The organism is Lysobacter helvus, assembly GCF_018406645.1.
Lineage (GTDB): Bacteria > Pseudomonadota > Gammaproteobacteria > Xanthomonadales > Xanthomonadaceae > Noviluteimonas > Noviluteimonas caseinilytica.
Map to the genome: position 1 here is coordinate 2270320 of NZ_AP024546.1, position 21698 is coordinate 2292017.

21 protein-coding genes are annotated in these 21698 nt (G+C 62.3%); 10 read left to right on the plus strand and 11 right to left on the minus strand.

Features of this window, described 5'->3' with window-relative positions:
- The first annotated feature begins 17 nt into the window (after positions 1–17).
- Positions 18–857 (plus strand): AraC family transcriptional regulator, encoded by an 840-nt coding sequence (locus LYSHEL_RS11035; RefSeq protein WP_213434091.1) that lies wholly within the window; start codon positions 18–20, stop codon positions 855–857.
- Between the two features lie 48 nt (positions 858–905).
- Here the strand turns inward: LYSHEL_RS11035 and LYSHEL_RS11040 are convergent, their stop codons facing one another.
- On the minus strand, positions 906–1901 hold the full coding sequence (locus LYSHEL_RS11040) for a YybH family protein (protein WP_213434092.1): 996 nt from the start codon (positions 1899–1901) through the stop codon (positions 906–908).
- Between the two features lie 221 nt (positions 1902–2122).
- On the opposite strand from LYSHEL_RS11040, the gene LYSHEL_RS11045 reads away from it, so the two are divergent.
- Complete coding sequence (locus LYSHEL_RS11045) at positions 2123–3577, plus strand: S41 family peptidase (protein WP_213434093.1); 1455 nt, start codon at positions 2123–2125, stop codon at positions 3575–3577.
- An 11-nt stretch (positions 3578–3588) separates the two neighbouring features.
- Here LYSHEL_RS11045 and LYSHEL_RS11050 read toward each other — a convergent pair whose 3' ends face one another.
- The 6 genes from LYSHEL_RS11050 to LYSHEL_RS11075 form a co-directional block, all read right to left on the minus strand.
- On the minus strand, positions 3589–4089 hold the full coding sequence (locus LYSHEL_RS11050) for a GNAT family N-acetyltransferase (protein WP_213434094.1): 501 nt from the start codon (positions 4087–4089) through the stop codon (positions 3589–3591).
- Between the two features lie 79 nt (positions 4090–4168).
- Positions 4169–4891: a dienelactone hydrolase family protein gene (locus LYSHEL_RS11055; protein ID WP_213434095.1), complete on the minus strand. Its 723-nt coding sequence runs from the start codon at positions 4889–4891 to the stop codon at positions 4169–4171.
- Positions 4892–5014: 123 nt separating this feature from the next.
- Positions 5015–5509, minus strand: a complete 495-nt coding sequence (locus tag LYSHEL_RS11060; RefSeq protein ID WP_213434096.1) for an alpha/beta fold hydrolase — start codon at positions 5507–5509, stop codon at positions 5015–5017.
- On the minus strand, positions 5502–6098 hold the full coding sequence (locus LYSHEL_RS11065) for an alpha/beta hydrolase (RefSeq protein WP_213434097.1): 597 nt from the start codon (positions 6096–6098) through the stop codon (positions 5502–5504). Before LYSHEL_RS11065 ends, LYSHEL_RS11060 begins: the two co-directional genes overlap by 8 nt.
- A 12-nt stretch (positions 6099–6110) precedes the next feature.
- The gene (locus LYSHEL_RS11070; RefSeq protein ID WP_213434098.1) at positions 6111–8360 is read right to left on the minus strand and encodes a DUF5916 domain-containing protein; all 2250 of its coding nucleotides are present in this window, start codon (positions 8358–8360) and stop codon (positions 6111–6113) included.
- A gap of 139 nt (positions 8361–8499) precedes the next feature.
- Positions 8500–8946 carry an SRPBCC family protein gene (locus LYSHEL_RS11075; RefSeq protein WP_213434099.1) on the minus strand — a complete coding sequence of 149 codons (447 nt, stop codon included), beginning with the start codon at positions 8944–8946 and terminating at the stop codon, positions 8500–8502.
- A gap of 229 nt (positions 8947–9175) precedes the next feature.
- Here LYSHEL_RS11075 and LYSHEL_RS11080 point away from each other — a divergent pair, with 229 nt between their 5' ends.
- On the plus strand, positions 9176–10492 hold the full coding sequence (locus tag LYSHEL_RS11080; RefSeq protein WP_213434100.1) for a hypothetical protein: 1317 nt from the start codon (positions 9176–9178) through the stop codon (positions 10490–10492).
- A gap of 279 nt (positions 10493–10771) precedes the next feature.
- Positions 10772–11158 (plus strand): PH domain-containing protein, encoded by a 387-nt coding sequence (locus LYSHEL_RS11085; protein ID WP_213434101.1) that lies wholly within the window; start codon positions 10772–10774, stop codon positions 11156–11158.
- 201 nt (positions 11159–11359) lie between these two features.
- On the opposite strand, the gene LYSHEL_RS16170 is transcribed toward LYSHEL_RS11085, so the two are convergent.
- Positions 11360–12097 carry an ArsR/SmtB family transcription factor gene (locus LYSHEL_RS16170; RefSeq protein WP_407075143.1) on the minus strand — a complete coding sequence of 246 codons (738 nt, stop codon included), beginning with the start codon at positions 12095–12097 and terminating at the stop codon, positions 11360–11362.
- On the opposite strand from LYSHEL_RS16170, the gene LYSHEL_RS11095 reads away from it, so the two are divergent.
- Positions 12092–13093, plus strand: a complete 1002-nt coding sequence (locus LYSHEL_RS11095) for an alpha/beta hydrolase (protein WP_213498427.1) — start codon at positions 12092–12094, stop codon at positions 13091–13093. The two genes, LYSHEL_RS16170 and LYSHEL_RS11095, sit on opposite strands and share 6 nt — an antisense overlap.
- A complete protein-coding gene (locus tag LYSHEL_RS11100; RefSeq protein ID WP_213434104.1) occupies positions 13093–13473 on the plus strand; it encodes an antibiotic biosynthesis monooxygenase family protein in 381 nt (126 codons plus the stop codon). Before LYSHEL_RS11095 ends, LYSHEL_RS11100 begins: the two co-directional genes overlap by 1 nt.
- On the opposite strand, the gene LYSHEL_RS11105 is transcribed toward LYSHEL_RS11100, so the two are convergent.
- Positions 13419–13868, minus strand: coding sequence for a GNAT family N-acetyltransferase (locus LYSHEL_RS11105; RefSeq protein WP_213434105.1), 450 nt, complete (start codon positions 13866–13868; stop codon positions 13419–13421). The genes LYSHEL_RS11100 and LYSHEL_RS11105 overlap by 55 nt on opposite strands.
- 439 nt (positions 13869–14307) lie before the next feature.
- The gene (locus LYSHEL_RS11110) at positions 14308–17358 is read right to left on the minus strand and encodes a TonB-dependent receptor (RefSeq protein ID WP_213434106.1); all 3051 of its coding nucleotides are present in this window, start codon (positions 17356–17358) and stop codon (positions 14308–14310) included.
- A gap of 252 nt (positions 17359–17610) precedes the next feature.
- On the opposite strand from LYSHEL_RS11110, the gene LYSHEL_RS11115 reads away from it, so the two are divergent.
- From LYSHEL_RS11115 to LYSHEL_RS11130, 4 genes are all read left to right on the plus strand, one after another.
- Complete coding sequence (locus LYSHEL_RS11115; protein WP_213434107.1) at positions 17611–18240, plus strand: DUF998 domain-containing protein; 630 nt, start codon at positions 17611–17613, stop codon at positions 18238–18240.
- An 85-nt stretch (positions 18241–18325) separates the two neighbouring features.
- Positions 18326–19225, plus strand: a complete 900-nt coding sequence (locus LYSHEL_RS11120; protein WP_213498428.1) for an endo alpha-1,4 polygalactosaminidase — start codon at positions 18326–18328, stop codon at positions 19223–19225.
- A gap of 108 nt (positions 19226–19333) precedes the next feature.
- Entirely contained in the window at positions 19334–20404 is a 1071-nt protein-coding gene (locus LYSHEL_RS11125) for an alpha/beta fold hydrolase (RefSeq protein WP_213498430.1), read from the plus strand.
- A gap of 1 nt (position 20405) precedes the next feature.
- Positions 20406–20873 (plus strand): SRPBCC family protein, encoded by a 468-nt coding sequence (locus LYSHEL_RS11130; RefSeq protein ID WP_213434110.1) that lies wholly within the window; start codon positions 20406–20408, stop codon positions 20871–20873.
- A 4-nt stretch (positions 20874–20877) separates the two neighbouring features.
- Here the strand turns inward: LYSHEL_RS11130 and LYSHEL_RS11135 are convergent, their stop codons facing one another.
- On the minus strand, positions 20878–21651 hold the full coding sequence (locus tag LYSHEL_RS11135; RefSeq protein WP_213434111.1) for a DUF1963 domain-containing protein: 774 nt from the start codon (positions 21649–21651) through the stop codon (positions 20878–20880).
- Positions 21652–21698 lie beyond the last annotated feature (47 nt).

Here is a 21698-nt window from a genome sequence, read left to right on the forward strand (position 1 = left end):
TCTTGGACGATTGGAACATGGCCACCGGAACTCACGAATCGGCCGCGGACTGGGCCGTCATGCAAGCAACGCCGGTATCGGGAGTCGAACTCCTGCGTGCCCATTTCGTGCGGCACACCTTCGAGCGGCATAGCCACGAAGGTTGGTGTCTCGGCGTCACTTTGGCTGGCAATCAGACTTTCCGTTGTCGCGGCGCGACTACCACCAGCCACCATGGGGACCTGATCGTATTTCGGCCTGATGAAGCGCATGACGGCCACGGCGAAGATGCCAGTGGCTTCCGATACGCGATGCTCTACCTGCCGGAATCGCTGATTGACTCATGGTTGAAACAAAGCGGCGCGCAAAGCCAGCACGTCTTGTTCCACAGCGCTTTGATCCACGACCCGGCAGGTTCTGGCGCGTTGATGCGATCAGTACGTGCATTGACACAAGACACCGAATCATTGCGCGGCGAGTCACTGCTGTGCGAGTCGGTCCTGGATGTTTTCGCCAGGCACGCAGGCCACGCACCTAAGACGGTGCACGAGCAATCTTCGGCAAAGTGGCTTGCGGCGGTGCGCGAGTATCTGGATACGCATTACGCGGAAAACGTCACTGTCGACGACCTAGCCCATGTTGCTCAGGTGTCGCGCGTCCATCTGACAAGGGCGTTTTCGCAGGTATTTGGCGTTCCACCGCACGTTCAGCTCAATTCGAGGCGTTTGCAAGCTGCAAAGGGTCTACTGGCACGTGGTGTCCCCATGGCCGATGTTGCGGCAAGGGTTGGCTTTTCTGACCAAAGCCACCTTGTGCGCCGTTTCAAGGGCAGTTTTGGCGTGACCCCGGGTGCGTGGCAACGACAGATGATTCGATAGGCAGATCGACTCCCTAGCGGCCGTCGGACTTCTGGGCGGTCGTTGCCTTCACGGCAGCAGTGGACTTCGACGGCGCTTGAAGTCGATGGAGTCAACCAAGCGCCACGGGCCACCGGCAACCTTCGCTTCGAATGTCATTTTGTAGGAGTTCGGCGATGTGATCTCGTACGTGACTCGTTCCTGCTTGTTTGCTGAGTTGGGCATGGCGTTGAGAAGTTGGCTCAGTTGCCCTCTCGATATGAACGCGATTCGCGTATCCGTCACCTCGGTCGCCACAAAGACGCGAAATCCGCCCGAGCTATTCGCTTCGGTCGAGAGAGTGGAGCCATCGCGTGCAGCCCATAACGCCGTCGAATGGAAGCGGCTAGGTGGCTCGTCATCATGGACGTAGATCAATGCTCCATTGGAGTTAGCTGGATGCGCGTTCACCCTGGCAGTAATTGTTCGCCCGTCGGCAAATTTCCCCGTGCCTTGCCACTCGCCGGTGAAGAACGCGACATGCATTGCAGTTATGGACCTTTCTGAAGACGCTGCTGCCGAGTGACGCTCCCCAACCGCGGCGGCTTCCTTAGCCGAAACGGCAGGACCATCAACGTTGATGCTCTCGGCGGCAACGCGCCAGACGTTGCCGTCCTTCTTCCAGGCGACCAAGTGTTTGCCTATACGAACCATCGTCTGATTGTCCGCACCCAACGACTCCACCCGGAACGAGCCAAGTTCATAGGCGATCTCCCCGCTGCGGGCGACGACGATGTGGGTGGGCGCAAAGGTCGCCGAGTAGCCCGGTGTCGCGAACCGCTTTGCGAACCACGCTCGGATGGCATCGTGGCCTCGGATAAGGGGTTGGTCGGCCGTCAAGAAGACGGCATCCGTTGAGTAGTTCTCCATCACCCCATTCAGATCTTTTTGGTGCAGTGCTTGCGACCATGAGGCGTCGATGGCGCGGATCATCGCTTCATCTTCGTCGCGCGGAGCAGCGGAGGACGCCACGGCAATGAAGACGGAGAGAGCTGAGAGCAAGCCAAGTCCAATTCGCATGGTCATTCAGTGATCCTTCGATACTGGCGCGTGCAATTTGGTGCCTGTAGCTGCGCATCGCATGCCAAGAACACCCGGTGGGTAATGCAATGCGTAAAGTAATTGTGCCAATGTCCTGAGAAGAACCAATCGAGTCGACGCAGCGCGAGTCCAATTGAGCGAGTTGCGTGCAACCAGGGGTGATTTGAATGTGTCTTCCCGGAGTCACCTAGGGAAGAGCGAACGAAATGAAGCGACTGGGCACCTTCTGTCTGTGCATGACCGCGCTGGTCATTAACACGACCAGCGCGGAAACGTATTCTTCGGAATATTGGCGAACGGTCGCCGAGCACGATGTCGAGGCGGCCTACGTGCTGCTGTCGGACAACCACCCGGCCGCTCTTGCGGAACTCGGCGACACCAGGTTCATGAGTGCGTTGTCGCGCGCCCACGCTGTTGCCAGCAGAAAATCGCGACTAGTCGAGGATTTCGGTGGCTACCAGGCGGTCTTGGCTGAATTTGCTAACGCCATGGGCGATCGACACGTCCGATCGCGGCCCAGCTTCGTAAAGGCAAGGCCGCTGTGGCCGGGCTTCATCGTTGCGATGCGCAGGAATTCGTGGGTGGTCGTCGACGAGGACGCCGGTGGAGGCCAATCTCTGATCAATGCGCGGCTGGTCTCTTGTGACGGCACATCGGCGGACGCGTTGGGCCGCGCAATCCTTGGAACCTATCGCGTCAACTGGCAAGTCCCTGCGCAACAGCAACAGGCTGCGCCGTGGCTGCTCGTGGATGAAGGGTTTGGCGCGTGGCAACGCCCACAGCGATGTGTGTTCCAGTACCGCAACGAAACCCGGGTGGTCGACCTGGCTTGGCGGCCCGTGAAGCGGGAAGATCTCTGGCCGCGATTGGAACGCGCGATTGGAACGGGGCAGGCCGGATTCGGTGTTGCCAGGTTCGAAGCGGGTGTCTGGATCTCGCTGCAGGACCTTGGACCGCGGGCGGAAACCGTTCTATCTGCCCTGGAAGCCTTCCACACGAGCGTAAGGCTGGCCGACGTGATGGTCATCGACCTGCGCGGAAATGGTGGTGGGTCGTCGGCCTATGGACGTCGCATGGCACAGTTGCTCCTGGGCCGCAACTACGTCATGGCGAACTTGGGTTCGCCCGATGACGCCTGCGAAAGCGTTTGGCGCGTTTCGGACGCTAACGTTGCGACGTTGCGCATGTATCGGGAGACGTTCGGAAGTGCGCGGGGCCCGGATGTCGCAAAACTGTTGGATGCGTTGATTGTGCAAGCGGATGAAGCCCAGCGGGAAGGGCGAGCATTGACCCGCTCTACGCATTGTGGCGGAGGCACCGGACAAGTTGTTAGAGCGGGGCGCGCCGCGATGGATCCCGCTAGAATTTTGGTGCTGACCGATGCACGCTGCTTCAGCGCATGCTTGGCCATGGTGGCTGACTTCAGACGATTGGGTGCTGTTCAGATCGGACAAGAAACCGACGCAGCGACCCGTTACACCGAGGTGCGCGACGTGATGATGCCGAGTGGATTGTCAACGTTTTCCACTCTTCAGGCCTACGCGCCCGCGGAGCAGATGGTGCTTGGCCCGTTTATCCCGACCTTCAAGTTCGACGGCGACATTTCAGATATCGCTGCCGTGCGCTCGTGGGTGGCCAACCGGTGGGGTGCTCGGAATTAGCGTCTTCCAGTCTACCTAGTAGAAGCGCGCATTCCGTACGTGCATTCCCCATCCGAACTGGTGTCGATCAGCATCATCCCCAACCTTTCCAGGACGCGACGAGACCGGAAGTTGGTTTCGCCTGTGATTCCGTGCAACTCAGTGACGCGAAGTTCATTGAGGGCATGCAGTGCCGTCGCCGTGGCTGCTTCCGTTGCGAACCCTTGTCCGGCTACTTCATTTAGGAAGGCGTAGCCGATTTCGACAATGCCCGGGGCACCTCGCGCGACCAGTCCGCAAATGCCTAGAGGTACCGCATCTGATCGAGTTTCGACGATGTTGAATCCGAGGCCATTGACATAGTCGTATATCGCGGCTGTTGCGACGTAGGTAGCGGCGTCGCCGGGAGAGCGCACGTTGCGATCCCCGACGTTGGTAAGGTATCCCTGCTCGTTCATGAGCCTGTTGAGAAAGTGAGCGTCCTCGGCCAGCGCTTGGCGCAGCCGCAGTCGAGGAGTGGTAAGTGTCTTCATGCGCCTAATCCGGTTTGCAGGGCGCAGTGAATCAGTTGGAGGTGTTGTATGCATGCGGCAACCCATCCACCCCGGTGGGTCATGCCGGCGATCCGATGCATTCCTGCAAGAATTGAGCTATTGCCTTCTGGCTACGCGCAGCGGCCATGGGGTGGAATTGGAGACCTTGGTCTGGCAAGTCGGCGCCGGGCCATGTGAACGCGTGCATTGCATGCCCGAAGATCTGCACTTCCCACTCAGCGCTGCGGACGGTCATTTCTTCCCTGAAGGCCAGTTCTTCAGCGCGAGGTGCCATTGGGTCACGGTCCCCGTGAAGCACGAGGACGCGGGCTCCAATCGTTTCGCACGTTGCGCCGGCTTCGGGCGGCGTCAAGACGCCATGAACCGAGATGACGCCTTTCACGCCCAGGTTCAACCTGGCGATGTCGAGCGCGCAGAGACCGCCGAAGCAATGACCAAGCGCGACCATGCGGGTTTCGTCGACTTCAGGCTGCGACCTTGCGAATGAGAGTCCGGCCCTCAACCGATCGGCAAGAACGTGCCGGTGCTGCATAAGCGGTGCCATGAGGGCGAGACATTGGTCGGGGCTCGTCCCACGCAGCCCCGATCCATAGACGTCCAGCGCGACGACCGTGAAGCCGATCGCGCTCAGTGCCCTAGCAATGTCGTGAGTGTCCGAAGTCTGGCCGGCCCAGTGGTGCAACAAGAGCACGGTGGGTGCTGCAACCTCCTGCGGGCTTGAAACAAAAGCTTCGTAGTTGCGCCCTTCGGCGCAACGATATTCGCGGAAGCATTCAATCATGTGATTAGGATTGCAGATGCGGACTTTGAGAGTTTCGTCGGAACCATGCAGGAAGGCATGACCAATCTGATCCGCTGGAGAAGCTCGATTGGACCCGGCCTCCAACCGTTGCGCGTGCCGACGTCAGTCTTCCAGGAACTTCGCCACTGCCTCGATGAGGCGATCTCGGCCATGGGGCGCACGATCCAGGTGCGCCAAGTGTGTGGCATCAGTCAGTTCGATCACTTGGACGCTACGCGCATGCGAGGCATCGTCGATGAAGCCTGCCACGTCTTCCGGGCGACTCCAGAAATCCTTTTCCGATCGGACTAACAGGACACGAGCAGTGATCGACGAGGCATCGAACAAACGTCGCCCCATCGCCTGCAGGAAGCTGTCTTCCATTGCGCCCTGCGGCGCGCGAAACGTGGGCGGGCTGCCAGCGGCATCGGGGTCGCTGGCGACCGCGGCAGCGGTGTAGGCAGTTGCGACCGCGGGGTCTCGCCACTGCGATTTGTCGTCGACGGGAATGGAACGGTCCCACACTGGCAACAGTTGGGCGGCGGTGTAGCGCGCATACCCGCCGACGCTCGGGTCGAAGCGTCGTGCGTTCGCCGGGTCGGCCAATCCCTCAAGCATTGCGTGTCCGGTCGTCCCACCGTAAATCGCATTGAACATGGTCAGGTGCCCCACCCTGTTCGGGATGCAGCGAGGCGTAGTACCCCGCCCACATCCCGCCAGACGCCCAGCCGAACAGCGCAACGGTGTCCGTGCCCTGACGCTCGCGCGCCGCTGCGACCACGGCGTCGATGTCGCGCACCACCTCGTACGCGCGCGACAAGGGTAGGCTTTCTTTGGGCGGACGCGACATCGCGGCCGGGCGGTCGGAGCCGCCGTAACCGCGCGCGTCCATGACGTACACCACGCGTCCAGTGCGGCGCGCCAGCTCCTCAGCGAGTGACCCGCCCGGCACCTTCAGATCGAACGACGCGATCCCGGGCACGCGAGCACCGTGGACAAGGATCAATGGTTCGCGACGCGAGGGGTTGCCGATGTGGACTTCGCGGACGTGGATCCCGATGCCGTCGCGCGTGGTGACGCGGAAGTCGCTGCGCAGCGCCGGCGAGAAAGATTCTGCGCTGATGGCGTCGTCCGCGGCGAGTACCGTGACTACCGCGACCAACGACGACACTAGGGCAGAGCACAATTTCGCGTGGCGGACCAGCATCGGGAAGTAACCTCACTCGAATCGATAAGACAACTTGACCAGCACCTGTTCGCTATCCCGCAATTCCATTGACTTCCTGAACTCGCGGTGCGCGGTGAAGGGTCCGAGTCCATCGTCTATGGAGTCGCCGCCGCGCACGTAGGCGATGTAGAGATAGGACAAGGGCGCCAGTTCGTATCGGTATCGCACTTGGAACCCCAGGCTGCGCAGTCCGAAGTTCTGGATCATGGTGCTTGCCGGTTGGGGCTTTCCACCCGCTCCTGTGTTCCATGCTCGCTTGGCCTTTGCGTCCAGACCGATCGATTCAAGGCGAATGCGCAACTCCTGCCTGTCATCGATCAGCCATTCCGTGCCTGCGTTGAGGGACAGCATGCGCTTGCGATATTCGCCGAGCACGTTCTCCCGTCCGCGCCACAGCAGCCATTCGGGATCGCGATCCACTTCGAGGCCGGTGAAGATCCGTAGGCGATCGCTAGCATGGTATGTCGGTACGAACTCCGCCCGCATCTCACCGCCAGCGAAGTCGCCGACACCCTGGGCCAGGAATCCCGCTCCCGCGTCGAACGACCAAGGGCTGTCACCCTGTCGCGGGCGCGAATGATCGTATGTAGCCCAGAGGCTCGAGCGCATTTCAACTAAGCCATGTCCCCTAGTAGTCAGATCATCTCGCCATGGGCCCCACACGCCAATTTCGAACGCGTCGTTTCCGCCGTTCCGGAGCTGGCCGGTGCGATTGAGCGTCAGGGTGTCCGCGATATGCAATCCGCGATCGGTATATCTCGTGGACACAACGGCGTGCCAGTCCGATGAGCGATAGCGCGAGGCTTCCGGAAAACTGGTGTACCGCCTTGCAAGGTCATATCGAGCAAGGTTGAAATTATTGCGTTCCAGGTAGCCGAAATCGCTCATCTGGAAATCGTCGCCTAGGTGGAGCAGGTAGAGCTGCTGGCGCCATCCTCCTCCCATGTCCCAATCGATGCGCGCTTGCGCGCCGGTGTCGCGCACCTTCTCTCCGCTCTTGGCAACCAGCGAGCCCGCCGCTGCCGTACGTACCGACCATGACGCATTCGGCATCCAGCGATGATCGAATTCGAGGACGCTCGCCTCGCGATCAAGGTTGGGACGGGTGACCCGCGTGATCATCGCACCGACGCCTTGGTGTTCCCAATCCCGTGTCACTCGGGCAGCCTGGAAGTCACGCCCCTCGGCATCGGCTTCGGTCGCGGCGAACAGGCCGAAGTTAAAGCCGGCGCCGCTGCCATTGAGCTTCACGGCGGCGGTGACATCCCCTTGTCCTGTCCCGTCGTCGGATCCTGCACCCACGCGGCGCGTGTACACCAGTCGGCTGCGGCCGTTGTACGCACCGAAAGGGACGTCGAAGAAATTCTGATTCTCGGTGAAAAACGGGCGCTTCTCATTGAAGAAGGTTTCCGTGGCGCTAAAGTTGACGACCAACGCATCGCTTTCGACTTGGCTGAAGTCCGGGTTGATCGATGCGCTGAGCTGGAAGCGCCCGTTCGGCTTCCAGAACACGTCGGCGCCCGCGTCCGCCGCGTATCTGCCGGCCATCAGGTCGCTCACGGCCGCAACATAGGGTGTGACTGCCAGCAGGGTCTGTCGGTACAAGGGGACCTCGATCTTGTTCAGCGCCGACAGGTAGCGCTGTTCGCTGAAACTCACGGCTGGCCACGACGCCCGTTCCCCGGTGGCGCCGATCGTGCGATCCAGCTGGATCCCCAGTGTGCGCCGCCCTCCTTCGCGATCGCGCATCGGCGCAAGGTGCCAGGGAATCAGCATTTCAACCGACCAGCCCGCGTCGTCTTCGCTGGTCGCGTGGCGCCAGTCGCCGTCCCAATCGGCGTTGAACTGGTTTTCGTTCGTGATCGTCAGATCGCCGATGCTGTTGGACAGGTAGACCCTGAAGTCGTAACCGGCCCTGCCATCCCCATCGAAATCCACGTATAGGTTCACCCGATCGGCTTGGGCATTCTGGTCGCGCTGCAAATGTTGGCGCGTGCGAGGAACGCTGGCGGGCTGCGTGTTGCGGAAGCCGACGGCCAATCCCTCCGGCGTCGCCAGGATCCATGCTTCGGTTGGCTGCGGCACGGGCGCGCGGGTGAGCGGTTGCGTCAGGCGGAAGTCCGTGACGTGCTGGGCGCCTTGCCATTCGACAGGATCGATTCGCCCATCAACGCTTATCGCCTGGGCAGTTGGTGCGGAAAGAGCGAGCGCGAGGAATGAAACAACGCAAGGGAATTTCATAGGGGGAATTGAAGGGACGTGTGCGCGCGGGCACCAGACGCGCAAAGGTGGTGCCGCACAAATCTATGTGTGGCGTCCCGGAGCACTCATGCCAATGGGGGTACGTCGGGGCGAAACCACTGCCGACTACACGCGGCTGTCATTCATAGATGATCGCGTCGGCGGCGTGATCGGCGATGAGGTTGAGTTCGATGCCGTGCTCAAGGAATGCCTTGCACCCGGCCAGCACGTAACAGAACCCACCCATCGAGTCGATCGCACTCGAGGCGCGCTCGGCGTCTGTGCCCGTGAACCCGAATGCTGTGATGTTCACCATGGTCGTGTCCGCGCTCTGCGGTGTGAACTCCCACTCCACTGGCGTGGGCCATTCGATGACTATGCGTGCGCCCGGCTCCACGACGAGGACGCGCACGTCTGCCGAAATGCCGTACACGTCCCAGTGCCAGCTGACCACCTTTCCTGGTTCGAGCGGGCCACTGCCGCTAGAGAACCAGAACCTGCGGGTGATCTCCGGATTTACGAAAGCATCGAAGACATCCAACGCGGGCCTGCGAATGAGCATGGATGCGCAAGCGGTTGGCGCCATCTGGTGGATCCGTGGCAGAGCCGGTGCTTCCGGCGGGGTCGACCCAAAAATCGGTCGTTCTCCCATTTCACGCTGTGCACAGGCTGCCCGGTGGGTCCACTTCATCGCGAATGAGGTCATACCAAAACAAGTGGAGTCCAATGGGCGTCTGCAGCACATGCTGATTGGCCTGAGGATGAGCGTCCTAGCAATTCACGCTTGCGGCATCGTCATCGGACAGGACCCGCACATGCAATTCGCCGCACTTACTTTCCGCGTTGCAATTTTCATCATTGTCTGTGCGGCGGTCGCTTCACCTGCGCTGGCAGCTACCAGCGAGGCAAGCGCGCGGAGGGTGTTCGATGAGGCGAACGCGATTTGCATGCGAGATGCCGGCGCGCTCTGGGGGCACTCCCTGTGCGGTCCGATTCTGGTGGTCGACCCCGATGACCGATCCGTGGTTGCCAGCGAACTCGATATCGATCATGTGCTCAAGCCGGCTGGTCGCCAATTCGTCGGGGTGCTGCCGGCGTCGGTCATCATTGCGAACACGCCTACGGAGTGGTCCGGGACGCGCTGGACTCAGCTCATCGGCCCGCTCCTTCCTGAGGACGACGCAACCCTGAAGGTTCTCGTCGCGCACGAACTGTTCCACCGCGTCCAGCCAGACTTGGGGTTGGCCCGACCCGAGATGCCGAACCAGCACCTTGACGCTCTCGAGGGTCGCTATCTGCTCCAACTCGAGTGGCGCGCCCTGGCGGGAGCGTTGAAAGCCCGGACGTCGGAAGAACGTCTAGCCACGGTTGCCGACGCGGTTGCCTTTCGAGCGGAGCGGTACCGTATCTATCCCGAAGCGCGGGTCGAGGAAGCCGCGCTGGAGATCAACGAGGGCATTCCCGAGTACACCGGGGTGATGGTGGGTTTAGAGGCGCCTGAGGAACGGGTTGCATACGCGTTGCGCGATCTCAGCAAGTTCGTCGACGCAGCGTCGTTCGTGCGCTCGTTCGCATATGCCACGGGTCCTGCATATGGTTTGCTGCTTGATGGCGCGCAGCCGGGGTGGAGAGGGCAGCTTGGGTCGGGTCAAAGCCTCGACCAGATCCTCTCTACGGCCCTGAAGTTGAAGTCCCTTGAGCGGCGCACGATTGCTGCGCGGACCGCGCAATACGACGACGGTTCGTTGCGCGCGACCGAGGAAACACGCGAGCAAGGTCGACTGGCGGAGATCAAAACCCTCGAGGATCGACTGGTCGATGGTCCGGTCCTGAAGCTGCCGCTCGCTCGGACCAAGTACCAATTCAATCCCCAAACCCTGAAACCGCTCGGCGTGCATGGCACCGTGTACCCGACCATGAGGCTTACCGATGCGTGGGGTTCCTTGGAGGTCGAAGACGGAGGCGCCCTGGTTAACGGCGACACCAAGGTTGCATTTGTCTCGGCCGCTGGGATTGATGCCGTGGCGCTGCGTGGCAACGGCTGGAAGCTGGTCCTGAATCCGGGATGGAAAGTGGCGTCCGGCCCCCGCGAAGGCGACTACCAGGTTTCACCTGTCGCTGAGGCACCCTAGGTGGTGCTTGTTCTCGAAGGACATTGCAACCCGGTTGTTTTGCCAACGACCCCGTGGCGCTGGTCGAACGGAATCTAGAACGGGATGACTTCGTGCGCATGCGGGTCATCAAGACGCCGACGTCCGACTCAATGAAGGAGGCATCAACATGAGTTCTGCTGCAATACGTTATCGCATCGACGCCATCAATCTGACTTCGGTCTCAGCACTGACCGCAGTGTTCGCCCTTGTTCTTGGACTGACACTTTGGCGTCTGGATGGCTCGACGCGAAGCATTGCATGCGCGGCGTCTGCGGCTTTGTTCGCGCTGATCATTGGCACATGCGCAATTGCTTCGTCTCGCTGGCCGGGACGGAGATTCGCGTAGGGGCAGGTTTCTATCGATGCACGATTGCGCTCGAATCGATCGAAGGCTTCTCGCGCGCTCCGGATCGACTGGCGTTGCGGTGGAGGAAGAACGGAATACGACTGCCCGGCTTCGCCTTGGGATGGTTCGTCGCGAAGGATGGGAGCACCGTTTTCGTGGCCGCAGGCCGCGCTCGAAGTGCTGTGCGATTGCAGTTGCGAGGCGACTTTGATTTGGTGATCGGGGTCGACGACCCGGATCGACTCATCGCCGACATCGAAAGTCAATCCGCTCGACCAGGTAAATCGCCAAGCCCTTGAACGCCAAAACGTAATAGACACGCGGTGCATCGCCGCACAAGCGAAGGCTATCCCGGGAACGACCCGTCGCGGAGGCGACTTTGGCCAACCTGTGCAAGCGAGTGGTTGCGACCGAAGGCCACGTTGGCGTTGACCGCGCTACTCGTCTGAGTTCGTTGCCAGCAAGTTTTTCGACCAGGCTCGAGGCGCAGCTTATTGTGACTAACGCGTCTCGAGCGCGCGATATCCCGCCGGCGTGACTGTGAGGACCCTTGTGTCCTCGCGAGATGACACCCACCGGCGACGCAAGCACAACGCGAGCAGGCTTGCCCCGACTTGGCCCGCCAGATGCGGACGACGTTCGCTCCAGTCCATGCAGGGTCGCACGACGTGCCTGCGCGACCCGCGATCAGGCGGGTCGATGCCCAGTCCCACCAACGCCCGTTCGCCGACGTCGGTCAGCGTCCAATCGGCTTGCCCAGCGTCGATCCAGCCGCATGCGATGCATCGGTTGGCGAATCGCACTGCCACTTCGCCCGCCATGTGGTCGTAGCACGACCTGGCATGGCGGAGCTCCGTGTCGGCCGGCCCCAGTCGATGTGTTCGCGCTGGTGCGATCGACATCAGCGACTCAAGCGCGCACGCGACGTCCGCCGATGCAAGCTGGTGGTAGCGGTGTCGCCCTTGCCGTTGGACGGCAACGAGGCCGCCCTCCACCAGTTTCGCAAGGTGCGCACTTGCGGTCTGCGGAGTGATGTTTGCGACACGCGCCAGCTCGCCGGCAGTACGGCACCTGTCGTCCATGAGCGCTGCAAGCATGAGCGCGCGTGCGGGTTCGCCGATCAGTGATGCGATCCTGGCAAGCGGAGGGCTGGTGACCATGATTCGATACGTGCCGAAACATCGGTGAAGGTGCGAAGGATAGCGTAGCCGAACAAAAGCGAGGCTATCGCAATGCATCGACGAGAGTTGCTGAAGTGGGCGGGTATGGGCGCTGCTGCGTGGGCTACCGGTGCGCAAAGCAAGGGCACCATGCAGGCTGCGGAGGAATCGCACGTCGCGTCATGGTCCAGTGGCGGCGAGCGACTGGATCTTGCCTTGTTCAGGCGGCGCGGCCGCGGCCCTGCTGTTGTGTACGTGCATGGTGCAACGTTTCCATCGGCCCTTGCGGTGGGCTGGCGCATGCATGGCCGCTCCTGGCTGGACCAGTTGCACGCCGCGGGATTCGATGCCTGGGCGTTTGACTTCGCCGGTTACGGTGCTTCGTCGCGTCCCGCGGCGTTCGCGCGGCCAGCCGATGTTTCCCCGCCGTTTGGCGATTCCGTCGCGGCCGCGTCGCAACTCCAGCATGTGCTGGCGTACGTCCGGCGCTTGCGACCGGATGCGCCCATCCATGTGGTCGCGCACTCTTGGGGCACATTGCCCGCGCAACGCGTCGCGATCGAGCACACGGATCTGATGCAGCGCCTCGTCCTGTTCGGGCCGGTCGTGACCCGTGCCGGCAAGCGTGAAGCGCCTGTCGATCATGCATGGCACCTCGTCACCTCGGAGATGCAGCGACCGCGCCACCGCACGGGGCTTCCGCTTTCGGAACCGACGCCCGTCGGAGCGGACGAGCTTGAGCGCTGGTGTACGGCCTACCAGGCGACGGATCACGATGCGCCCACCAGGTCGCCGAGCGCGGTAAAAGTGCCCAGCGGGCCGGCCGCCGACGTCGCGCGCGCATGGTCGGGCGAGCGCCTGGTGGACAGCGGCCACCTGCTGCAGCCGACATTGATCGTGCGGGGCGAATGGGACCACGTCACGACCGACCAGGACGCCAGGGCGTTGTTCGATGCCCTAGGCACGCACGCCAAGCGCGACGTCAAAATTTCAGGTGGTAACCATTGGCTGCACCTGCAGCCGCGGCGAACCGTGCTCTGGGACGAGACCACCCTGTTCCTCGGAGGAAGCTGATGCTTGCAGTCATTTTCGAAGTTGAGTTCGCCGACGATGCGAGCCGTGAAGCCTACGTGCGCATCGCGGCCGCGCTGCGCCCAAAGGTCGAAGAGGTGCCCGGATTCGCGGGCGTCGAACGATTCCAGAGCATCGCCGATCCTCGACGCTACCTCTCACTCTCGTTCTGGGAGGACGAAGCGGCGATCGATCGCTGGCGCGAAGACCACGACCACGCGGCGGCGCAAGTGATAGGCAGCGACACGCTCTTCAGCCAGTGGCGGACGAGCGTGGTACGGGTCGTGCGCAGCAGGTCCAAGGCAGACCGTGCGCGAGCGGAGGCCACTCATGCATCTGCGATGAAGTGCACGCACTCCACGCGGAACCCTTCACGCACGTAGAAGCGATGCGCATCGGTCCGCGTCAAACGCGAGATCAACTGCAGTTCCTCGCAGCCCAGGCGGCGGGCTTCCTGCTTGAGCCAACTAATCATGCGAGCGCCACATCCGCGCGAACGCGCGGCAGCATCGGTGACCAGGTCGTCGACCACGAGGATGCGCCCGCGGTACAACATCGTGATCACTCGATAGCCGGCCACGCATCGGACGGCGCCTTCATCTAGCAGCGTGGCCAGGCGGAAGCCCTCGTTGTCCATGAGTGATCGCACCAGAGACTCGAAATCTGCGCGCGCCAGGTTCGGGCGCAACTGATTCATGACCTCGAAAGCGGCGTAGATCTCGGCGTCAGTGAGCGCAATCGAGATTGTTGTGCTGTGCACGGCGGCGTCTCGGGGCATGTGCTCGACAACTTCCGAGGCATGCTTCACTTTGCGTACCAAAGAAAAAGGGGCCCGGAGACACACCGGGCCCCCCGGGGGGTTCCACATCCGGGGAGGGATGGGAGGAGAGATTGTCGATGCCGCGCCAATGGAATTCGCATCCATTAAAGGACGCGCGCGCGCACACCAATTTGTGCAGCCATCAGATAGTGCTGTCGCCGCGCAGATGAGGAGTCGGCGACTTGATGCGGATCTCTGCATCTGGCCATCACGCATCTTGGTTTCAAAAAAAAGGCCCGGAGTTCATCCGGGCCGTAAAGGGGTTCCACATCCAGGCGGGGACGGGAGTGTCATTGTCATCCTGCCTCCGGTATGCGCTGCGTCCAATTGAGCGTGTCCGCGTGCGCACCAATTCCGGGATGGACGGCGACACCTGTCGCCGTCCGTCCCGTACAGGTCAGAAGTCGTACTGGACCATGAAGCGCACCGAGCGCGGCGCTTGGAAGGACGCCGGTGTCAGGTAGGTGTCCAAGGGCAAGCCCGAAGGATTGTCTTCGGCAATTTCGTTCACTGAGGTCACCTTCTGCGAGTTCAGCACATTGAAGACGTCGACCTTGAACTGCAGTCCGTGCATCCATGCCGGACGGTATGCAACGTTGATATCCAGGTCGTTCGTCCAGGGCAATCGGCCGGACGTGCCACGCGGGCGGCGCGCAACTGGTCCGAATCCGCCAGCCGGTGTAGTGCCGCAGCGCGCGAACGAAGAGCCATACGGATGAACTCCGCCGGGGACAAGCCACGGAGTCAGGATGCCGAAGCAATTGACCGGGCGACCGGACTGCACAAGCACGTTCGCGCCGATGGACCACTCATCGTTGACTTCGAAGTTGCCGAACACCTTCAAGGTATGGCGTCGGTCATTCGGGAGGTAGCCGTAAGTATCCACAGTGAGTTCGCGATAGTCGAAGTCCTGCGTGATGCCTGTGTTTGCCTGGCCGATGTCCGACTTCACGCCGCCTTCGGTGTTGCCCTTCGACTTGGCGTAGGTGTACGAACCTTGGAGGAAGAACTTGTCCCAATTGCCGTCGAAGAAGAACTCCACCGCCGAGTACGTGCGTTTCGCCTTCGGGCTCAATCTGTCGCCCGCGACGTTGACAGGCGTCAAGTTGCCATCGCCATATAGGTCGGTAAGGAACACGGCGTCGTCGCCGGGGTTGAACAAGCGGCAATATGGGAAGCCAGCGTTCGGCTGTGCGGATGCACGACCAGCCCCGTCAACCCAGTCACCAGTGGTCGGGTTGAATGTGAACCCGGCGGAATCCAGAATGGCAGTGTAGTCGCAGTTGTCATCGATCGCGGCTTTGAGGTCGCGGTAGATGCCGCGAACACCCAATGTAAAATGTTCACTCAGCGTCTTTTGCAAGCCGAGGATGTATTCATCCTGATACATCGGCTTCAGATCCTGCGCAGCCACCGTCCGGTTGTTCTTCGCTGAACCGAATTCACCGTTGATATAGGAAAAGGGTGTGTTCGGACGGCCGAGCGGCGCGCCGGTGAACGGATCTACTCCGGTGAAGGCAGTAGTGAGACGCTGTTGGAATAGGGACGCGCTTGCAGCACGCGTGGCGACGTCGGAGGTCAGCGGGAGCGCGTAGCGGCCAGCATTGCCGAAGACCTTGAAGGTCGAGTCTCCGTCTACGTCCCACGAGAAGCCCAGGCGCGGTCCGAACTGGTTGTCGATCTTGACGAAGGTCTTGCCGAAACCATCGCGGTTGTCAAAGGTATCCCATCGCCCACCGATGTAAGCGACGAAATTGTCCGTGACGTTCCAGCTGTCCTGAACATACAGAGCGTGCTGCTTGACTTCGTTCTTCGTCCCCTGGTTGATGACGCGCTCACGCACCTGATCGACCCCAGAGCGATTCACGGAATAGCGGAACTGGCGCCCGCCTTCGATCGAGGTACCTGCGATCGAGGTGTAATCGTCCTGATCGTAGCCGAAGCGAACCAGGTGGTCGCCAAGCTGCCATTCGGCATCGACGCGGAACTGATCGCGCGTGTCCTTCGAGTCGGCCCGCGGCAGTGCACCGGCGGTGATATTGCACTGGCTCGCGTACTCGCCGGTGACCTGCCGCCGCGACAGCGGACGGATGTCGAGGACGACCGGGCAACCGTTGGCGGGTGCATTGAGGCTGCCGCTATAGCGCACGTCCGTGCCGTCCGCGTACAGCAGGTGCTGGCCGCGCGAGAACTCGCCGTGACCGTAGAGCGCCGATAGCGTGAATGAATCGGTAAGGTAGCCCGTATATTTGAGGACGTAGTTGGTGCCACCTTGGGTCTGGTACGACGTGCCGCGCTTGTTCAGGCGATTCAGGATGCCGATTGTATTGCTGTAAACATCCGTCTCCGTCTTTTGCTTGTCGGAAAAGGCCGTGAGCTCAAACAGGTGTTGCTCGGTGATGTTCCAGTCCATCTTCAAGAGCCACGCGGGAGTCTCGACGACCTGGGTGGAGTTGGTGGGAGACTGGACGATGCCCCAGGCGTCGGCCCCCTGCCGGCGGTAGCTCACCAATCCGTAGGCGAACACCTTGTCCTCGATCAGCGCGCCGCTGGCCCAGACGCTCCCGACGACGTTGTAGGTCGAGTCCTTGCTGTTGTCCTGGCGAAGCTGGCCCATGGTGCAGACGACGAAAGGTGCAGGACCGCAGGCCAGGGGATTCGACAGGTAGGTGTTCTTTGTATCTTCGGTGAGCGCCTTGGGCGACCAGAACACATTGCCGCCTGCGTGGAAATCGTTCGTACCACGCTTGGTGATCTGGTTGACCACGCCGCCGAGCGAACGGCCGAATTCGGCGCCGTAACCACCAGTCTTGATCTGCTGCTCGGCAATCGCCTCAAAGGGCACGTTCGAGAAGTTCAGGCTGCGGAACGAGTTGGTGATGTTGAAGCCGTTGACGTAGTACTGGTTTTCGGCGACGGACGAACCGCCGAACGAAGCCAGGTTGCCGAACGCCGCGTCGCCGCGGACGGTACCCGGCGCCAGCAGCGCGACGCTGGTGGTGTCACGGGCGACCGGGATCTTCGCGATCTGCTCGGACGTCAGGATGGTGGTGGACTCGACCGATGAGACGTCGATCGGGTTGACCGCGCCGGAACCGACGACGGTGACCGTGTCCAGCGCCGCAGCGCTGTTGCCGGGGGCCACGAAATCTACCGCGGACGCAGTGCCGACGCTCACGTTGACCTGACGAGCATTGTCGCCATTTCGAGTCACGGTGTACCGGCCGATCGGCAGCTGCGAGACGCGGAACGCACCGTCGCTATCAACTGTGATCGTGCGCGTGAATCCAGTCGCGGGGTTTGAAACCGTAATCGTGTCGCCCGAGGCCGCGTGGCCGGAAATGGCACCCGCAGTATTGGTCTGGGCTTGGGCCACCGTCGCAAGCGCGAACGACAACGAGAGGGCCAGCGCGCACTTGCGCTGGAGGGAAGGTTGGTTCTTGGTCACAGCAACTCCTGCATGGAATTGGAAGACCCTTGGGCAACAAGGGGAAGTACTGTGCACTTCGTCGGCAATCATTAATTTTTCGTCAGGACGCTTGATGTCCGATTTCGTGCGTGCAGGGCAATGCCATTTCAGTGCGACGTGCTGGCGCATTGCGCGGCAAGGCCAATCGGTGCCGGTGGAGCAAGTCCATTCGCGATGCGCGGGACGACGCAGCGCCCTAGGCTTGGCGCTGGATTGTTCAGGATTCGATGGATGCGAACTCCGTTCCGCGGCCGACAAGCGCTGTGCAGGTGCATTTCGTCGGTCGATGTCGCCATGGTGGGAATCGGTTGTTTCGTTGTGGTCGCAGCTGCGTTGCACGGCCTGCGCAGCGACCTCGACTGGTCGGTTACGCCACTGAGCTTCTACCTTGTGGGCGCGCACGGTGCCTGGCTCAAGGCCGCATACCTCGGGTTGGCACTGTCGATCGCGATCATCGGCGTGCGATTCCGCACGGCGATGCAAGCGGGGAGAGGCAGTTCGCTGGCCCCGTGGCTGTTCGGCATCGCCGCGCTCGCACTGGCCGTGACGGCCCTGGCCGAAACACACATCTCGGGCCATCCATGGACGCTCCCCGGTCGCGTGCATGCCGTCGCAGCGCCCATGGCCTTCCTGGCGGTGACGCTGGCGATGGTGATGCAATCCTGGCGCATGCGAAGCGATCCGCACTGGCTGCATCGCTATCCCCTCGCGTTCGCGCTAGCCCTGGTGTGTTTCGCCGGACTCTGGCTCCACGCGTTCGGGCTGGATTGGCCCCGCGGCGTGTCGCAGCGGTGCCTGATCCTCCTCATCGTCGCCTGGCTCGCGATCGCGGGCAGGTGGCTGCGCTGTACCGCTCCCTAGCACCTCCGTTCCCCAACTACCAACAGGTACTGACTCCATGCAACTTCGGAATACCAAGTTCGCGCGCCGGCTGAAGAGTGCAACCTTGATTCTCGTCCTCACGGTTGGCGTCGGGTTCGGCGCGGTGCAGCACCTCCACGCGCAATCCATCGATTGGTGGAAGCCAACCGCGACCCAACGCATTGCATTGCACTGGGTCCTCGAAGGAGCGCTGGACGTCACCAGTCCGACGCAAATGGGGCTGCGAGACATGAATGGAAATGCGCTGCCGGAACCGAACGTGTACGACATCGACGGGGAAATGAACTCCGCCGCCACCGTCGCCTACCTTCACGGCAAGGGGAAGAAGGTCATCTGCTACTTCGACGCGGGCGTGTACGAGTCCTATCGCACCGATGCCTATCGCTTCCAGGCGCTGTCGCCCCGGATCTGGGGTAACGCGGATGAGGGCTGGAACGACTCGTTCTGGCTCGATGTTCGCCGCGTGGACGAGCTCGAGCCGATCATGAAAGCGCGCATGCAGGTCTGCAAAGACAAGGGCTTCGATGCCATCGAACCCGACGAGATCGATGGTTGGGAGAACGACACCGGCTTTCCGATCACCTACCAGGACCAGTTGAACTACAACAAGGCGTTGGCGCGGTGGGCGCACGAGCTTGGCCTTTCCATCGGCCAGAAGGGCGACCTCATCCAGGTGCGCGACCTGGTCGATGACTTCGACTGGACGTTGAACGAAGAGTGCTTCCAGTACAACGAGTGCACGAACCCGTACGACCCCTATCTCGACGACGAGGTGCCCGGCCTGCAGCTGTATGTGCAACGGAACAAGGCCGTGTTCATCGCGGAGTACAAGGGCTACACGAGCACGAAGTGGAACAGCATCTGCACCAATTCCACGAAGAACCGGTTCAACACGACGCGATTCAAGCTGGGCTTGCGGAACAACGGCGGGCGCATGCCGTGTTCAACGGCCGTTGGCTGGTGAAATCGCGGGCGCGGGTCCAAATCCTGCGCCTTGCGGGCGTGCCAATCGCGTCGCAAGCGGCGCGATTGGCACTACGCTTCGTCACTTCAAGGAAGCGGAGCGGGACTGATGCGCTGGCTGCATCGTGTGCGATTAGTTGCAGGTTGCGTGGCACTGGCGATGCTCTTCGCCGTTGCACCAGCGTCGGCGCGCTTCCTGCCGAACGTGCCATCGGAATTCGAAGCCTCGCTGGTCATCGGCGGCATCCGGCAGCACGTACTCGTGCGCGGGCCGGCCAATGCGCCGTTGCTCGTGATCGTGCACGGCGGTCCGGGCGTCAACGAGAATCCGCTTTACCGGCAGTACGTCCCCCAACTGGAAAGCGCGTACCAGGTGGTCTACTGGGAGCAGCGCGGCACCGGGCGGTCCCTGCCGCCGGGCATGCCGCGGCAGACGCTCGACATCCCGCAGTTCGTCTCCGACCTGGGCGAACTCGTGTCTCTTCTCACGCGCAAGTACAAGCAGGACAAGGTGGTCCTGCTGGCGCATTCTTGGGGCACGATTCCCGCGGCGCTCTACGTGCGCGAACATCCGGAGCGCATCGCGGCGTACGTGGCGATCGGGCCGATGGTCGACGTCCCGGCGTCCGAGCGCGAGGGCTGGCAATGGGCCCGGGATTCCGCGGTCGCCGCGGGGGACGCGAAGGCGCTCAAGGCCTTGGATCGCATCGGACCGCCGCCCCACGATGTCGACGCGATGCTGGTCTCGCGCAAGTGGGTCGAGCGCTTCGGTGGCGCGTTCCACCAGCCGATGCGCACTCGCACGCTCCTGTTCACCGCGATGAAGGACAACAAGATCGGCATCCCCGACCTGGTCTTGTTCGGTCGCGGGAACCACGTCTCGCTAGATGCCCTCTGGCCCGGAATCCGCGACTTCCGATTGCCGGTGCAGGGGCCTTGGGACATGCCGGTGGCGTTCCTGCTGGGCGACCACGACCACGTCACCTCGACTGCAGTGGCGCGCACGTATTTCGACGCGATGGATGCGCCCTGCAAGCGCTGGGTCGCATTCCCGGGGTCCGCGCACAACCCGCCGTACGAGGAACCCGAGTCCTTCGCACGCTTCATGTTGGAGCAGTTGCCGGGATGGACTCGCGATTGCACTGCTTCCCAGGCGGGTGCGCCGCAGGAAACCCGCTGACATGCGCCATCACACCGTGACCGAACACGTGCGCGTCCCGATACTCGTCGCGTGGCAGGTGCTGTCGGACGTGCGGGCCTGGCCCGAGTGGACACAGACCATGGAGTCGGTAGACCTGGAGGTTGGTACGCACCTGGTCGTGGGGGCGCGCGTGCGCATCAGGCAGCCCCACCTCCGGCCGGCGACGTGGACGGTGACGTCATGCACGCCGGGATGCGATTTCACTTGGGAATCGCGGTATCCCGGCGTGCGCGTGCGTGCGATGCACCGACTCGATCCGACGTCGGATGGGTGCACGCTGCGCCAGGACGTGCACTTTGAAGGACTGCTTGGGGGCCTCGTGGCGCGCAGGCTGGGGCGGCTCACGCGCGAGTACATGCAGGAGGAAGCCGAAGGCTTCCGCCGGCGCTGCGTGTTGCTGCACGCGCGAGGTCAGACCGCGGCGATCGCCGAGCGCGAATTCGCCTGACGATTCAGGTTGTCTGGAACAGGAGTTGCACGTTCCGGAAGTCGCTCCGTTCGGCGGCCGTGCGTTCGATCCAGAAGTAGAACGTGCCCCAGTCGGTCCAGGGCAGCAGGCGATCGTCCTCGCCATCTACCTGGAGCAGAAGACACCAGTCGTCGGGCGGCGATTGCATCGTGCCGAACTTCGCGTTCGTGCGCTCTGCGCAGAGTCGCTCCATGTCGTCGTACTGGACAACCGCAGGATAGCCGCCCACCTGGTGGCGCAACTGTCCGCCGAAGCGCGCATTGAGCAACGCTTCGTAGTCTCCGATGTGTTCACGGTAGCTGGTGAAGGGACCCGCTTCGCGCTCGAGGCGTTCTCGAGACGGCAAGGAGGCGAACGCTCGCGCCACCAAGGGGCGGATACGGGTGTCATCAGGTGTTGCTTCGGATGCCCCGGTCCCCGGCTGCGGCGCATGCAGCACGCAACAAGGCAGCGTGCCGTCCTCACCGTCGGTCTCGGGGTTGCAGAAGAACAGCAGCTGGCCTTCTTGCGGCAACCAGGGCAACACGCCCAGCGCGGCGATTTCGTCGAGGTCGAGGGTGCCGAGGCACACCATCGGCACGCCGGCGTCGACGGGCCAAGGCGTGTCGGGCGGCAGTGGGGGGCGCCCGCCGAGGCGACTCCGCCCTTGCGGTGGCTCGGCGGAGCGAAGATGGACGGCCAGCCGCGCCTGGCGGTCGGCCAGCGCTTCGAGCTGGGGGAGCGAGAGGGGCTTGCGTCGCCGGAACCAACCGAACATGGCGTCGATTCGAGGTTGGGAGGCGTCACGATACTCGGCGCGCATCG

Coding starts and splice junctions, on each gene's coding strand:
- LYSHEL_RS11135 (WP_213434111.1), bottom strand. CDS start 21,651: ATGTTCGGTTGGTTCCGGCGACGCAAGCCCCTCTCGCTCCCCCAGCTC.
- LYSHEL_RS11045 (WP_213434093.1), top strand. CDS start 2,123: ATGAAGCGACTGGGCACCTTCTGTCTGTGCATGACCGCGCTGGTCATT.
- LYSHEL_RS11050 (WP_213434094.1), bottom strand. CDS start 4,089: ATGAAGACACTTACCACTCCTCGACTGCGGCTGCGCCAAGCGCTGGCC.
- LYSHEL_RS11060 (WP_213434096.1), bottom strand. CDS start 5,509: ATGCTTGAGGGATTGGCCGACCCGGCGAACGCACGACGCTTCGACCCG.
- LYSHEL_RS16170 (WP_407075143.1), bottom strand. CDS start 12,097: ATGCATTGCGATAGCCTCGCTTTTGTTCGGCTACGCTATCCTTCGCAC.
- LYSHEL_RS11125 (WP_213498430.1), top strand. CDS start 19,334: ATGCGCTGGCTGCATCGTGTGCGATTAGTTGCAGGTTGCGTGGCACTG.
- LYSHEL_RS11040 (WP_213434092.1), bottom strand. CDS start 1,901: ATGACCATGCGAATTGGACTTGGCTTGCTCTCAGCTCTCTCCGTCTTC.
- LYSHEL_RS11100 (WP_213434104.1), top strand. CDS start 13,093: ATGCTTGCAGTCATTTTCGAAGTTGAGTTCGCCGACGATGCGAGCCGT.
- LYSHEL_RS11065 (WP_213434097.1), bottom strand. CDS start 6,098: ATGCTGGTCCGCCACGCGAAATTGTGCTCTGCCCTAGTGTCGTCGTTG.
- LYSHEL_RS11105 (WP_213434105.1), bottom strand. CDS start 13,868: ATGCCCCGAGACGCCGCCGTGCACAGCACAACAATCTCGATTGCGCTC.
- LYSHEL_RS11085 (WP_213434101.1), top strand. CDS start 10,772: ATGCGCGGCGTCTGCGGCTTTGTTCGCGCTGATCATTGGCACATGCGC.
- LYSHEL_RS11055 (WP_213434095.1), bottom strand. CDS start 4,891: ATGATTGAATGCTTCCGCGAATATCGTTGCGCCGAAGGGCGCAACTAC.
- LYSHEL_RS11095 (WP_213498427.1), top strand. CDS start 12,092: ATGCATCGACGAGAGTTGCTGAAGTGGGCGGGTATGGGCGCTGCTGCG.
- LYSHEL_RS11115 (WP_213434107.1), top strand. CDS start 17,611: ATGCGAACTCCGTTCCGCGGCCGACAAGCGCTGTGCAGGTGCATTTCG.
- LYSHEL_RS11130 (WP_213434110.1), top strand. CDS start 20,406: ATGCGCCATCACACCGTGACCGAACACGTGCGCGTCCCGATACTCGTC.
- LYSHEL_RS11070 (WP_213434098.1), bottom strand. CDS start 8,360: ATGAAATTCCCTTGCGTTGTTTCATTCCTCGCGCTCGCTCTTTCCGCA.
- LYSHEL_RS11075 (WP_213434099.1), bottom strand. CDS start 8,946: ATGGCGCCAACCGCTTGCGCATCCATGCTCATTCGCAGGCCCGCGTTG.
- LYSHEL_RS11080 (WP_213434100.1), top strand. CDS start 9,176: ATGCAATTCGCCGCACTTACTTTCCGCGTTGCAATTTTCATCATTGTC.
- LYSHEL_RS11035 (WP_213434091.1), top strand. CDS start 18: ATGGCCACCGGAACTCACGAATCGGCCGCGGACTGGGCCGTCATGCAA.